Raw genomic sequence first — 14,569 nt, forward strand, 5'->3', positions numbered from 1 at the left:
ACGGTAAACGTACAAACTATGCCCGCCAGAGGCAACTTCCGCCTTTCTTCTGCACCAGGTCAAGGCGTGACTCATGGGCCGCTAACTCTTCATCAGTGGCGAAAACAACGCGTAGTTTACTGGACTGTCGCACAATACGCTGGATCCCCGTGTCATTCTGCTGCTGGCTGTCGCCTTCCATTGAGAACGCCATCGTGGTCTGCCCGCCGGTCATCATCAGATAAACGTCGGCCAGAATCTGGGCATCGAGCAATGCGCCGTGCAGAGTTCGTTTACTGTTGTCTATCTCATAGCGCGAGCATAACGCATCAAGGCTGTTTCGCTTGCCAGGAAACATTTTCCTCGCCAGCACCAGGCTATCGGTTATTTTGCAAAATTCATTCGTCTTTGGAATATCACGCTTGAGCTTCGCGAATTCGTAATCCATAAAGCCGATATCGAACGATGCGTTATGAATGACCAGCTCCGCGCCGCGAATGTAGTCGAGAAACTCGTCGGCTACATCGGCAAACGTAGGTTTATCGAGCAGGAATTCGTCTGCGATTCCATGTACGCCGAACGCTTCCGGGTCCACCAGCCGGTCCGGCTTCAGGTAAACATGGAAGTTATTGCCGGTCAGGCGGCGGTTCACCACTTCAACCGCACCGATCTCAATGATCTTGTGGCCTTCATAGTGGGCGCCAATCTGGTTCATACCGGTAGTTTCGGTATCGAGGACGATCTGTCGTGTAATTCCAGTGCTCATAACGGTCATTTATGTCAGACTTATCGTTTGATTTCGATTTGCTAAAACAGGAAGTCTACCAGAGATGCTTAAACAGGTAGAAATTTTCACCGATGGTTCTTGCCTGGGAAATCCAGGGCCTGGTGGTTATGGGGCGATTTTACGCTATCGTGGGCGCGAAAAAACCTTTAGCGAGGGCTACAACCTCACCACTAATAATCGCATGGAGCTGATGGCGGCAATCGTTGCGCTGGAAGCCCTGAAAGAACAGTGTGAAGTGATACTCAGCACGGACAGCCAATATGTGCGCCAGGGCATTACGCAGTGGATTCACAACTGGAAGAAGCGCGGCTGGAAAACAGCAGATAAAAAACCGGTAAAGAACGTCGATCTGTGGAAACGTCTCGATGCCGCGCTGGGGCCGCATCAAATCAAATGGGAATGGGTTAAAGGCCATGCGGGCCATCCGGAAAACGAACGCTGCGATGAGCTTGCGCGCACCGCGGCCATGAGCCCGACTCAGGATGATATTGGGTATCAGGCTGAGGCTTAAGCGTCCGGTTTACGGTATTGCCGGGTCGCGCCAACGGCATGACGGATAGGCGTTTTGCTTTTATTTTGTTTCATCGGGTTGAGCGTAAGCGGAATGGTTCGCTTGCGCGCAACCACCAGCTGTAAACAGCCCAGCGCGGGGATATGGGCGCTTAACATTTTCCCGCCCTTCTTGTTCCAGGGCAGAACATGAAAACGACTATAGTGCAGCACTTCAAAATTCAGTAATGATAGCCAGTCCAGTTGACGCATGAGGGTAAACATCCGACTGTTATAGGGCGATGTCTTGCGCAATACGGGTATCAGTTTACGCAATCCCATCAAGCTTACCGGGTTAAAGCCGCTCAGAATCAACCAGCCGTCATCAATCAACACGCGATCGGCTTCACGCAGTAGGCGATGCGGATCAGAGCACCACGGTAACGTATGGGCCAATAAACAGACATCCACGGACTTATCGGCAAAGGGAAGATGCAAAGGATCGGCCGTCACCTGCATGGGAGATCCCTGCAAAGAAACATTTACCTGATGAGAAACCGCGCACGCTTCAGAATCGATTTCTGCGCTTAAATTACCAACCTTAAGCAGATGAAAACCGTACATTTTTGCAAACCACGGGTTAAGCTGATGCTCCAGCGCCTCACGATAGTGTTCGCCCCAGGGCAAATCATCCCAGCTAACGGGCGCTACGACAGTTTGAGGGATCCTTGCCGGTTTCATCACAACCTTCCGTTACGCATTGAGAGGTAATATATGAATCTTAACAGTATTCCTGCATTTCAGGACAATTACATCTGGGTCCTGTCAAATAATGACCAGCATTGTCTGATTGTGGACCCGGGTGAGGCGGCTCCTGTTTTGAAAGCCATTGCAGAGCATAACTGGGTGCCGGAAGCCATCCTGCTAACCCACCATCATCAGGATCACGTGGGCGGTGTGAAAGAACTCCTGCAACATTACCCACAAATAGTGGTATACGGACCGGCTGAAACGCAAGATAAGGGAACGACACACATAGTCGAAGATGGCGATATTGCACTCGTTTTGGGGCATGAATTTAAGGTAATTGCTACTCCGGGTCACACTTTAGGACATATCTGTTACTTTAGCCATCCTTACTTATTTTGTGGTGACACGCTCTTTTCTGGCGGTTGTGGTCGACTTTTCGAAGGCACAGCAACTCAAATGTATCAATCACTTAAAAAAATAAACGAACTTCCTGACGATACATTAATTTGTTGTGCACATGAGTACACATTAGCAAACATGAAGTTTGCCTTAAGCATTCTCCCGCACGATTCGTTCATAAATGAATATTATCGTAAAGTTAATGAGTTACGCGTAAAAAAACAAATGACACTACCCGTAATTCTGAAAAATGAGCGGCGAAATAATCTTTTTTTGAGAACGGAAGATATTGATTTAATTAATGAAATAAACAAAGAAACAATATTGCAACAACCTGAAGAGCGTTTTGCCTGGTTAAGGTCAAAGAAAGATACGTTCTGACAATTCCGGGTTGCCTTTTGAAAACTTCGCCGTTATGATCGGTCGTCTTTTAAGCAACTATTGACACACACATGAAGGCAAAAGCGATATTACTCGCCTCTGTCCTGCTTGTTGGGTGCCAGAATACTGGTAACGTCCAACAACACGCACAGAGCCTTTCTGCAGCTGGTCAAGGGGAAGCAGGAAAGTTTACAAGTCAGGCGCGATGGATGGACGACGGAACATCTATCGCTGCTGATCAAGATTTGTGGGCTTTCATTGGTGACGAGCTAAAGATGGGAATTCCGGAAAACAACCGGATTCGCGAACAGAAACAGAAGTATTTACGTAATAAGAGCTATCTCCACGATGTAACTTTACGGGCAGAGCCGTATATGTACTGGATAGCCGGGCAGGTTAAGAAACGTAACATGCCAATGGAACTGGTACTACTACCCATAGTGGAGAGCGCTTTTGATCCTCACGCAACGTCTGGCGCCAATGCCGCAGGTATTTGGCAGATCATTCCGAGCACGGGGCGCAATTATGGTTTAAAACAGACCCGCAATTATGATGCACGTCGCGACGTTGTGGCTTCCACCACCGCCGCACTGGACATGATGCAGCGTCTGAACAAGATGTTTGATGGCGACTGGCTGCTGACCGTTGCTGCTTATAATAGCGGTGAAGGTCGTGTCATGAAGGCAATCAAAACGAACAAAGCACGTGGAAAATCCACTGACTTCTGGTCGTTACCATTGCCTCAGGAAACAAAGCAGTATGTGCCCAAAATGCTGGCATTGAGCGATATACTCAAAAACAGCAAACGCTATGGCGTGCGTCTGCCAACAACAGACGAAAGCCGCGCGTTGGCACGTGTTCGCCTGAGTAGCCCGGTTGAGATGGCTCAGGTTGCCGATATGGCGGGTATTTCCGTCAGCAAGCTGAAGACTTTCAATGCAGGTGTGAAAGGCTCCACGTTGGGTGCCAGCGGCCCGCAATATGTGATGGTGCCAAAGAAGCATGCAGAGAAGCTGCGTGAATCTCTGGCTTCAGGCGAAATTGCAGCCGTGCAGTCAACGCTGGTCGCGGATAACACGCCGCTGAACAGTCGTAGCTACAAAGTTCGCTCTGGCGATACGCTTTCTGGCGTCGCTTCACGTCTTGGCGTGAGCACCAATGACCTTAAGCAGTGGAATAATCTGCGCGGGTCATCCCTGAAAGTGGGTCAAAACCTGACGGTGGGTGCGGGTACCAGCGCGCAGCGTCTGGCGAACAACAGCGATAGCATCACCTATCGTGTGCGTAAAGGCGACTCGTTGTCGAGCATTGCCAAACGTCACGGGGTTAACATCAAAGATGTCATGCGCTGGAACAGCGATACGGACAATCTACAGCCAGGCGATCAGCTCACGTTGTTTGTGAAAAACAACGGCATGCCGGATTCCTGATAGCATTGTAGAAATGAAGGCACTGGATTCCCCCCAGTGCCTTTTTTATTTATCCCGCTTTATGTGCCTCAACCATTATCGTGTCGCTGGTAAACGAGCCATCTTCCTGTAACGCAAAGTAGGCTTTCACGTCTGCAGAAGCACTTTGTTGGTATGCACGAATCGCGTCGCTCAACGCCGCGGGCGTGCGCATCCTCGCGACCCACGAACTGAACTCCAGTGGCAGGCGATCGGTTAACAAAGTATCGGCAATCAAATTGGCATCGTTGATTAACGACAGCCACTCTCCACTGGAATAGTTACGAACGTGCGAGGTATCGCGTAACGCCTCCACGGTTTGCAACCAGATATCACGTACTGGGTGGCCTGGCGACATCACATCCATCACAATCAATACACCACCGGGCTTCAGAACGCGGTTCACTTCCCGCAGCGCGCGTCCGACATCATGCCAGTGGTGCGCAGAATAGCGGCTAATTACCACGTCAAATTCGCTATCTTCAAATGGCAGACTTTCGGCATAACCCTGGCGTGTGGCGACATTCTCCAGGCCTCTGTCTTTTGCCGCCTCAGCGACTACCTCAAGCATCTGCGACGATAAATCATAAGCCACAACCTGCTTTACGTGTTGCGCGGCTACAAAGCTGGCATGCCCCGCTCCACATCCCATATCCAACACACGGGCCTGCGGAAATGCAGACAACCTTTCCCCCAGACGCTGCAAGTCACGGCCAGAGGCGTGCACCGCACTGGTTAAATAGGCATTAGCCTGAGAGCCAAACTGTTTTTCGACGTTGTCATGGTGAGAGCGTGTTGTCATTGTGTTGTCCTTCGGTTGTTGTGAAATAGGAAGGGCAACCATCACAGGCCTGCCCTACGGCAGACCTGACACACCGTTATTGTTCAGGTTTGCCGGGACTGAATTCAACGAGTAGCGGGTTGTGATCGGATGCACGGGTGACCAGCACAGAGGCTTCACTCACGTTCAGACCACGATAGAACACAAAATCGAGAGGGCGACCAAACGCGCGTCGGCGCTGATCGTCAGTAAAACGTACCTGGCGCAGCGACATTTCACGCGCAAAGCGGTATAGCGCATTCATCCGTCGACGGCTCCAGGCATTGAAATCGCCAGCCATAATAACCGGGCCGCTGTGATGAGCAATCTGATCGCCAATGGGAAGTAACTGCTTACTATAAACATCGACGCCGAGGCTAAAGTTAACCGCGTGGATATTCACCACCATTAATAATCGAGAGTCAGGCAGCGGATACACCGTTACCAGAGCCGATTTCGCCAGCCGTAAAATAGGCTCACGCTCGCGCAATGGACAACAGTAAACAGGATGAGCAGCAGAGAGCGTCATGACGCCAGAGGGATGCTGAGGCAGCACAAAGGCAGGAACCTGATCGGCAGCAAGATAGTTAGCGGTCGCAAACTGCACCAGTTCTGGCGTGGTTTGCGCTTCCTGTAATAATACCAGATGCGCATCTTTGCCAAAATTCCTCAGCACCGACTGCCATTCTGCGCGCTGCTGTTTAAAAATATTCCATACCAGCACGCGAATGCGGTCTTCACTGCTTAACGGAACGCCTGCGGGTAATGCCTGGCCAATATGCGCAAACGACCCCGGCGGTAAAATCCGCTCGGCGGGTTGTCCGGCAACATAACGCATGGCATAGGTGTTTTTTCGCACTTTAGACTTTCAAACCTCTGTAACGTCAACCAGTCCGCAGCCGGACTGGTTCTTCTGTTATAGGGATTTTAGCACTCACTTTCAACGAACAATTGCAGTTTGTTTTGTAAGTGGGCGCTTACATCAATGATTTACCCCAGAGCAACACGCACGGGTTTATCAAGACGACCGCTGACCCCCATCAGCAGGAAAGCTACCAGAACAATGAGGGCGCCAATCCACGGCGTCTGCGCTAAACCATAATGCTCGACCGTTTGCCCGCCAATCACTGACCCCAGTGCAATCCCAATGTTAAACGCCGCAATGTTTAACCCTGACGCCACATCTACAGCATTAGGCGTAAATTGCTCAGCTTTCTGTACCACGTAGACCTGCAATCCCGGTACGTTACCAAAGGCAAAGATCCCCATCACCAGAATGGTAGCAAGCGCGGCGTATTGCGTAGAGGCCGTCAGTTGGAAGACCATCAGCAGAACAAACAGCGCGGCGAAAATGAATTTCAACGCAGGAACCGCACCATGTTTATCCGCCAGCTTACCGCCCCAGATATTACCGATAGCCACTGAAACACCGTAACCCAATAAGATCCAGCTTACTGCTGCCGGGGAGAATCCCGCCAGATCCTGCATCATCGGTGCCAGGAAGGTGAATGCCGTGAATACACCGCCGTAGCCCAGTGCCGTAACGGCGTAAATCAGCAGCAGACGGGGATGAGTCAGCACCTTCACCTGGTCGCGAATGCTGGCGGCTGCACGACCGGGAATGTTGGCGGGGATCAACAACTGGCTACTGATCAGTGCAATCACGCCTAACATTGATACCGCGAGGAAAGTCTCACGCCAGCCAAAGTGCTGACCGATAAATGTTCCCAGCGGCACGCCGGTGACCAGCGCCACCGTTAAGCCACCAAACATAATGGCAATGGCGGAAGCCGCTTTCTCTTTTGGCACCAGACTTGTCGCGATGGTAGAACCAATCGAGAAGAATACGCCATGTGCCAGCCCAGTCAGCAGACGAGCAACAATGAGTGTCATATACCCGGGTGCCTGCCATGCGAGCAAATTCCCCGCTGTAAACAGAACCATCAGCGCAACCAGTAACTGTTTACGTGGGAGGCGTCCGGTCAGAGCGGTCAGTACCGGTGCGCCAATTGCCACCCCCAGCGCATAGATTGAAACCAGCATCCCAGCGGAAGGTAACGAGATCGCCAGCTGTTGAGCGATGGTTGGCACCAGGCCAACAATCACAAACTCAGTAGTGCCTATAGCGAAGGCACTTATTGTTAGTGCAAATAAAGCGAGAGGCATAAATAACTCCGTAACATCAGTAATCAGATGACACGCAGTATGCCAGGATGTTTTAATGACAAAAATATTCAAAATCTCAATATAATTTTGCGTCAGGTGCAAAAATGAAAGCAACCTCTGAAGAACTTGCGATTTTTGTGGCGGTAGTGGAAAGCGGCAGCTTTAGCCGGGCGGCAGAACAGCTTGGACAAGCCAATTCCGCGGTCAGCCGGGCAGTAAAAAAGCTGGAGATGAAACTGGGCGTCAGTTTGCTTAATCGCACGACCCGACAGCTAAGCCTGACCGAAGAAGGAGAGCGCTACTTCAGGCGGGTGCAGCAGATACTGCAAGAGATGGCTGCAGCAGAAACGGAAATCATGGAGTCGCGTAATACTCCGCGCGGCCTGCTGCGCATCGACGCAGCAACACCGGTGATGTTGCATTTCCTGATGCCGCTAATCAAGCCGTTCCGGGAGCGGTATCCCGAGATGACGCTGTCTCTCGTCTCCTCAGAAACGTTCATCAATCTTATTGAACGAAAAGTGGATGTTGCTATACGAGCGGGTACACTGACTGACTCGAGTCTACGTGCGCGTCCGTTATTTACCAGCTATCGTAAGATTATTGCCTCACCGGACTACATTGCCCGTTTTGGCAAGCCAGAGAGCGTCGAGGAGTTAAACCAGCACCTGTGTCTGGGGTTTTCCGAACCGGTTTCACTCAATACCTGGCCGATTGCCTGTATCGACGGACAGCTGCATGAGGTCGAGTGCGGAATTTCTTCCAACAGTGGAGAAACGCTAAAACAGCTTTGCCTGAATGGCAACGGCATCGCATGTCTTTCAGATTATATGATAGATAAAGAGATCGCGCGGGGTGAACTGGTGGAGTTATTGGCAGATAAACGTCTGCCGGTAGAGATGCCTTTTAGCGCAGTTTATTACAGCGATCGTGCCGTCAGTACGCGCATTCGGGCATTTATCGACTTTTTAAGTGAATATATAAGAACAGCTCCCGAAGGAGCTGTGAAAGAGGGTTAAAGGGTACAGAGGGTCAGGCAATTAATCCCAATCAGGGGCCAGGCCTTCCGGGCTGACCAGACGATCGTTGCAGTCCAGTGCCGCGATCGCTTTTTTATCTTCGGCATCCAGATGCAGTTCCAACGCCAGCAGGTTGCTTGCCAGGTTTTCACGTTTGGTAGAAGAAGGAATTACGGAGTAACCTTCCCCCATTGCCCATGCCAGAATAACCTGCGCCGGGGTCGCGTTATGTTTAGCGGCAATGTGCGCAATCACTTCATCTTTCAGCGCTTTACCGTAAGCCAGCGTCATGTAAGAGGTGATGTGGATACCGTGTGCTTTCGCCCAGTCAACCACCTTACGGCTCTGCAGATACGGAGACAGCTCAATCTGATTGGTCGCAATGTTCTCTGCACCTACTGCGGCAATGGCTTTTTCCATCAGCGGAATGGTGAAGTTTGAGATACCAATTTCGCGAGTCAGCCCCTGCTGTTTTGCTTCGAGCAGCGCCTGCATGAATTCCTCAACAGATACCGCATCACCTGGAGATGGCCAGTGGATCAGCGTCAGATCGACATAATCTGTACGCAGCTTCTTCAGGCTTTCTTTCAGACTTGGGATCAGTTTTTCTTTGCTGAGATTTTCAATCCAAATCTTGGTGGTGATATACAGCTCGTTACGCGGTACGCCGCTTTCGGCAATCGCCTGACCAACAGCCGCTTCATTATCATAGATTTGCGCAGTGTCGACAGCACGGTAGCCTAGCTCAAGCGCCGTTTTAACAGAAGCGATAACCACGTCGTCTTTCAGGCGGAAAGTACCTAAACCGAATGCAGGGATAGTCATAGAATTCCTCTTTTTAATCACTATGTTCGTTAACTGAGAGGATTATGAGCTTCAGCTCTTTATAGAAAAAGAGTGAAAAATGCAGAGGATTTTTGCGGATTCAGCAATAATTAAATTGCAGACAAAGAAAAAGCCCTGAGCGTTAGCTCAGGGCTCTTAATAAGTGGCGGAACGGACGGGACTCGAACCCGCGACCCCCTGCGTGACAGGCAGGTATTCTAACCAACTGAACTACCGCTCCACCGAATTTCTATGTCACCACCCGGATTCTTCATCCCGGTTTACTGCAATTTGATGCCTGGCAGTTCCCTACTCTCGCATGGGGAGACCCCACACTACCATCGGCGCTACGGCGTTTCACTTCTGAGTTCGGCATGGGGTCAGGTGGGACCACCGCGCTACAGCCGCCAGGCAAATTCTGTTTATCAACACGCTTTTAGCATGTCGATGTCATCTGTAATCAGGCTGAAATCGATGTCTTTCTTTCGCCAAAACATCTTCGGCGTTGTAAGGTTAAGCCTCACGGTTCATTAGTATCGGTTAGCTCAATGTATCGCTACACTTACACACCCGACCTATCAACGTCGTCGTCTTCAACGTTCCTTCAGGACTCTCAAGGAGTCAGGGAGAACTCATCTCGGGGCAAGTTTCGTGCTTAGATGCTTTCAGCACTTATCTCTTCCGCATTTAGCTACCGGGCAATGCCATTGGCATGACAACCCGAACACCAGTGATGCGTCCACTCCGGTCCTCTCGTACTAGGAGCAGCCCCCCTCAATTCTCCAGCGCCCACGGCAGATAGGGACCGAACTGTCTCACGACGTTCTAAACCCAGCTCGCGTACCACTTTAAATGGCGAACAGCCATACCCTTGGGACCTACTTCAGCCCCAGGATGTGATGAGCCGACATCGAGGTGCCAAACACCGCCGTCGATATGAACTCTTGGGCGGTATCAGCCTGTTATCCCCGGAGTACCTTTTATCCGTTGAGCGATGGCCCTTCCATTCAGAACCACCGGATCACTAAGACCTGCTTTCGCACCTGCTCGAGCCGTCACTCTCGCAGTCAAGCTAGCTTATGCCTTTGCACTAACCTCCTGATGTCCGACCAGGATTAGCTAACCTTCGTGCTCCTCCGTTACTCTTTAGGAGGAGACCGCCCCAGTCAAACTACCCACCAGACACTGTCCGCAACCCGGATCACGGGTCTACGTTAGAACACCAGCCATTAAAGGGTGGTATTTCAAGGATGGCTCCATGCAGACTGGCGTCCACACTTCAAAGCCTCCCACCTATCCTACACATCAAGGACCAGTGTTCAGTGTCAAGCTATAGTAAAGGTTCACGGGGTCTTTCCGTCTTGCCGCGGGTACACTGCATCTTCACAGCGAGTTCAATTTCACTGAGTCTCGGGTGGAGACAGCCTGGCCATCATTACGCCATTCGTGCAGGTCGGAACTTACCCGACAAGGAATTTCGCTACCTTAGGACCGTTATAGTTACGGCCGCCGTTTACCGGGGCTTCGATCAAGAGCTTCTCCTTACGGATAACCCCATCAATTAACCTTCCGGCACCGGGCAGGCGTCACACCGTATACGTCCACTTTCGTGTTTGCACAGTGCTGTGTTTTTAATAAACAGTTGCAGCCAGCTGGTATCTTCGACTGATTTCAGCTCCATGGGTAAACCACTTCACCTACATATCAGCGTGCCTTCTCCCGAAGTTACGGCACCATTTTGCCTAGTTCCTTCACCCGAGTTCTCTCAAGCGCCTTGGTATTCTCTACCTGACCACCTGTGTCGGTTTGGGGTACGATTTCGTGTTACCTGATGCTTAGAGGCTTTTCCTGGAAGCAGGGCATTTGTTACTTCAGCACCGTAGTGCCTCGTCATCACACCTCAGCGTTAAAAGAAGTCCGGATTTACCTAAACTTCCCGCCTACATGCTTAAACCGGGACAACCGTCGCCCGGCTAACATAGCCTTCTCCGTCCCCCCTTCGCAGTAACACCAAGTACAGGAATATTAACCTGTTTCCCATCGACTACGCCTTTCGGCCTCGCCTTAGGGGTCGACTCACCCTGCCCCGATTAACGTTGGACAGGAACCCTTGGTCTTCCGGCGTGCGGGTTTTTCACCCGCATTATCGTTACTTATGTCAGCATTCGCACTTCTGATACCTCCAGCATACCTCACAGTACACCTTCAACGGCTTACAGAACGCTCCCCTACCCAACAACACATAGTGTCGCTGCCGCAGCTTCGGTGCATGGTTTAGCCCCGTTACATCTTCCGCGCAGGCCGACTCGACCAGTGAGCTATTACGCTTTCTTTAAATGATGGCTGCTTCTAAGCCAACATCCTGGCTGTCTGTGCCTTCCCACATCGTTTCCCACTTAACCATGACTTTGGGACCTTAGCTGGCGGTCTGGGTTGTTTCCCTCTTCACGACGGACGTTAGCACCCGCCGTGTGTCTCCCGTGATAACATTCTTCGGTATTCGCAGTTTGCATCGGGTTGGTAAGTCGGGATGACCCCCTAGCCGAAACAGTGCTCTACCCCCGAAGATGAATTCACGAGGCGCTACCTAAATAGCTTTCGGGGAGAACCAGCTATCTCCCGGTTTGATTGGCCTTTCACCCCCAGCCACAAGTCATCCGCTAATTTTTCAACATTAGTCGGTTCGGTCCTCCAGTTAGTGTTACCCAACCTTCAACCTGCCCATGGCTAGATCACCGGGTTTCGGGTCTATACCCTGCAACTTAACGCCCAGTTAAGACTCGGTTTCCCTTCGGCTCCCCTATTCGGTTAACCTTGCTACAGAATATAAGTCGCTGACCCATTATACAAAAGGTACGCAGTCACACCCCAAAGGGTGCTCCCACTGCTTGTACGTACACGGTTTCAGGTTCTTTTTCACTCCCCTCGCCGGGGTTCTTTTCGCCTTTCCCTCACGGTACTGGTTCACTATCGGTCAGTCAGGAGTATTTAGCCTTGGAGGATGGTCCCCCCATATTCAGACAGGATACCACGTGTCCCGCCCTACTCTTCGAGTTCACAACACATGCACTTTTGTGTACGGGACTTTCACCCTGTATCGTGCGACTTTCCAGACGCTTCCACTAACACACATGCTGATTCAGACTCTGGGCTGCTCCCCGTTCGCTCGCCGCTACTGGGGGAATCTCGGTTGATTTCTTTTCCTCGGGGTACTTAGATGTTTCAGTTCCCCCGGTTCGCTTCATTACGCTATGTATTCACGTAATGATAGTGTGACGAATCACACTGGGTTTCCCCATTCGGAAATCGCCGGTTATAACGGTTCATATCACCTTACCGACGCTTATCGCAGATTAGCACGTCCTTCATCGCCTCTGACTGCCAGGGCATCCACCGTGTACGCTTAGTCGCTTAACCTCACAACCCGAAGATGTTTCTTTCGATTCATCATCGGTTTGCAAAAATTTGAGAGACTCGAACACACCGCTTTTCATTTCTTATTACGGAGAAATGAAACAGTGTGTCGTTTCAATTTTCAGCTTGATCCAGATTTTTAAAGAGCAAATATCTCAAACGTGACTCGGAAGTCAGTTTTGAGATACTTCGGTCGGCGACTTTCACTCACACATACCAGCAAGTGGCGTCCCCTAGGGGATTCGAACCCCTGTTACCGCCGTGAAAGGGCGGTGTCCTGGGCCTCTAGACGAAGGGGACACTGAAGTCTCAATCGCAAGACGCCTTGCTATTTACTTTTCATCAGACAATCTGTGTGAGCACTACAAAGAACGTTTCTTTAAGGTAAGGAGGTGATCCAACCGCAGGTTCCCCTACGGTTACCTTGTTACGACTTCACCCCAGTCATGAATCACAAAGTGGTAAGCGCCCTCCCGAAGGTTAAGCTACCTACTTCTTTTGCAACCCACTCCCATGGTGTGACGGGCGGTGTGTACAAGGCCCGGGAACGTATTCACCGTGGCATTCTGATCCACGATTACTAGCGATTCCGACTTCATGGAGTCGAGTTGCAGACTCCAATCCGGACTACGACATACTTTATGAGGTCCGCTTGCTCTCGCGAGGTCGCTTCTCTTTGTATATGCCATTGTAGCACGTGTGTAGCCCTACTCGTAAGGGCCATGATGACTTGACGTCATCCCCACCTTCCTCCAGTTTATCACTGGCAGTCTCCTTTGAGTTCCCGGCCGAACCGCTGGCAACAAAGGATAAGGGTTGCGCTCGTTGCGGGACTTAACCCAACATTTCACAACACGAGCTGACGACAGCCATGCAGCACCTGTCTCAGAGTTCCCGAAGGCACCAAAGCATCTCTGCTAAGTTCTCTGGATGTCAAGAGTAGGTAAGGTTCTTCGCGTTGCATCGAATTAAACCACATGCTCCACCGCTTGTGCGGGCCCCCGTCAATTCATTTGAGTTTTAACCTTGCGGCCGTACTCCCCAGGCGGTCGACTTAACGCGTTAGCTCCGGAAGCCACGCCTCAAGGGCACAACCTCCAAGTCGACATCGTTTACGGCGTGGACTACCAGGGTATCTAATCCTGTTTGCTCCCCACGCTTTCGCACCTGAGCGTCAGTCTTTGTCCAGGGGGCCGCCTTCGCCACCGGTATTCCTCCAGATCTCTACGCATTTCACCGCTACACCTGGAATTCTACCCCCCTCTACAAGACTCTAGCCTGCCAGTTTCGGATGCAGTTCCCAGGTTGAGCCCGGGGATTTCACATCCGACTTGACAGACCGCCTGCGTGCGCTTTACGCCCAGTAATTCCGATTAACGCTTGCACCCTCCGTATTACCGCGGCTGCTGGCACGGAGTTAGCCGGTGCTTCTTCTGCGAGTAACGTCAATTGCTGCGGTTATTAACCACAACACCTTCCTCCTCGCTGAAAGTACTTTACAACCCGAAGGCCTTCTTCATACACGCGGCATGGCTGCATCAGGCTTGCGCCCATTGTGCAATATTCCCCACTGCTGCCTCCCGTAGGAGTCTGGACCGTGTCTCAGTTCCAGTGTGGCTGGTCATCCTCTCAGACCAGCTAGGGATCGTCGCCTAGGTGAGCCGTTACCCCACCTACTAGCTAATCCCATCTGGGCACATCCGATGGCAAGAGGCCCGAAGGTCCCCCTCTTTGGTCTTGCGACGTTATGCGGTATTAGCTACCGTTTCCAGTAGTTATCCCCCTCCATCGGGCAGTTTCCCAGACATTACTCACCCGTCCGCCACTCGTCACCCAAGGAGCAAGCTCCTCTGTGCTACCGTTCGACTTGCATGTGTTAGGCCTGCCGCCAGCGTTCAATCTGAGCCATGATCAAACTCTTCAATTTAAAAGTTTGATGCTCAATGAATTAAACTTCGTAATGAATTACGTGTTCACTCGTTGAGACTTGGTATTCATTTTTCGTCTTGCGACGTTAAGAATCCGTATCTTCGAGTGCCCACACAGATTGTCTGATAAATTGTTAAAGAGCAGTTGCGACGCGCTTTAGCGC

General features: G+C 51.1%; 10 protein-coding genes, 2 tRNA genes and 3 rRNA genes. 4 read left to right on the top strand and 11 right to left on the bottom strand.

The genetic code is table 11. The annotated features are described in order from the left end of the window. Positions 1–16: 16 nt before the first annotated feature. On the bottom strand, positions 17–745 hold the full coding sequence (gene dnaQ, locus IB222_RS18385; protein ID WP_188055458.1) for a DNA polymerase III subunit epsilon: 729 nt from the start codon (positions 743–745) through the stop codon (positions 17–19). A 64-nt stretch (positions 746–809) separates the two neighbouring features. On the opposite strand from dnaQ, the gene rnhA reads away from it, so the two are divergent. Continuing rightward, positions 810–1,277, top strand: a complete 468-nt coding sequence (rnhA, locus tag IB222_RS18390) for a ribonuclease HI (protein WP_063941989.1) — start codon at positions 810–812, stop codon at positions 1,275–1,277. On the opposite strand, the gene IB222_RS18395 is transcribed toward rnhA, so the two are convergent. Continuing rightward, positions 1,274–1,996, bottom strand: a complete 723-nt coding sequence (locus IB222_RS18395; RefSeq protein ID WP_126319174.1) for a class I SAM-dependent methyltransferase — start codon at positions 1,994–1,996, stop codon at positions 1,274–1,276. The genes rnhA and IB222_RS18395 overlap by 4 nt on opposite strands. Positions 1,997–2,029: 33 nt before the next feature. On the opposite strand from IB222_RS18395, the gene gloB reads away from it, so the two are divergent. Continuing rightward, positions 2,030–2,785: a hydroxyacylglutathione hydrolase gene (gene gloB, locus IB222_RS18400; protein ID WP_149385244.1), complete on the top strand. Its 756-nt coding sequence runs from the start codon at positions 2,030–2,032 to the stop codon at positions 2,783–2,785. A gap of 71 nt (positions 2,786–2,856) precedes the next feature. Beyond that, positions 2,857–4,215, top strand: a complete 1,359-nt coding sequence (mltD, locus tag IB222_RS18405; protein WP_032934340.1) for a murein transglycosylase D — start codon at positions 2,857–2,859, stop codon at positions 4,213–4,215. 49 nt (positions 4,216–4,264) lie between these two features. Here the strand turns inward: mltD and IB222_RS18410 are convergent, their stop codons facing one another. The 3 genes from IB222_RS18410 to IB222_RS18420 all read right to left on the bottom strand — a co-directional run bounded on the left by IB222_RS18410 (position 4,265) and on the right by IB222_RS18420 (position 7,219). Beyond that, a complete protein-coding gene (locus IB222_RS18410; protein WP_149385243.1) occupies positions 4,265–5,035 on the bottom strand; it encodes a class I SAM-dependent methyltransferase in 771 nt (256 codons plus the stop codon). 76 nt (positions 5,036–5,111) lie between these two features. Beyond that, positions 5,112–5,912 (bottom strand): endonuclease/exonuclease/phosphatase family protein, encoded by an 801-nt coding sequence (locus tag IB222_RS18415; protein WP_149385242.1) that lies wholly within the window; start codon positions 5,910–5,912, stop codon positions 5,112–5,114. Positions 5,913–6,043: 131 nt separating this feature from the next. Next, a complete protein-coding gene (locus tag IB222_RS18420) occupies positions 6,044–7,219 on the bottom strand; it encodes an MFS transporter (protein WP_003830796.1) in 1,176 nt (391 codons plus the stop codon). A gap of 104 nt (positions 7,220–7,323) precedes the next feature. Here IB222_RS18420 and yafC point away from each other — a divergent pair, with 104 nt between their 5' ends. Then, a complete protein-coding gene (yafC, locus tag IB222_RS18425) occupies positions 7,324–8,238 on the top strand; it encodes a DNA-binding transcriptional regulator YafC (protein WP_003830795.1) in 915 nt (304 codons plus the stop codon). A gap of 21 nt (positions 8,239–8,259) precedes the next feature. Here yafC and dkgB read toward each other — a convergent pair whose 3' ends face one another. The 6 genes from dkgB to IB222_RS18455 all read right to left on the bottom strand — a co-directional run bounded on the left by dkgB (position 8,260) and on the right by IB222_RS18455 (position 14,404). After that, on the bottom strand, positions 8,260–9,063 hold the full coding sequence (gene dkgB, locus IB222_RS18430) for a 2,5-didehydrogluconate reductase DkgB (RefSeq protein WP_003830794.1): 804 nt from the start codon (positions 9,061–9,063) through the stop codon (positions 8,260–8,262). Between the two features lie 164 nt (positions 9,064–9,227). Then, a tRNA-Asp gene (locus IB222_RS18435) sits at positions 9,228–9,304 on the bottom strand. A gap of 55 nt (positions 9,305–9,359) precedes the next feature. Beyond that, positions 9,360–9,475 (bottom strand): 5S ribosomal RNA (gene rrf, locus IB222_RS18440). Between the two features lie 97 nt (positions 9,476–9,572). Beyond that, a 23S ribosomal RNA gene (locus tag IB222_RS18445) occupies positions 9,573–12,480 on the bottom strand. Positions 12,481–12,701: 221 nt separating this feature from the next. Continuing rightward, a tRNA-Glu gene (locus IB222_RS18450) sits at positions 12,702–12,777 on the bottom strand. 85 nt (positions 12,778–12,862) lie between these two features. Beyond that, positions 12,863–14,404: ribosomal RNA gene (locus IB222_RS18455) — 16S ribosomal RNA — on the bottom strand. The 16S, 23S and 5S rRNA genes sit together here with 2 tRNA genes alongside, the layout of an rRNA operon. Positions 14,405–14,569 lie beyond the last annotated feature (165 nt).

Source organism: Citrobacter sp. C13 (genome assembly GCF_014596815.2).
Taxonomy (GTDB): domain Bacteria; phylum Pseudomonadota; class Gammaproteobacteria; order Enterobacterales; family Enterobacteriaceae; genus Citrobacter; species Citrobacter portucalensis.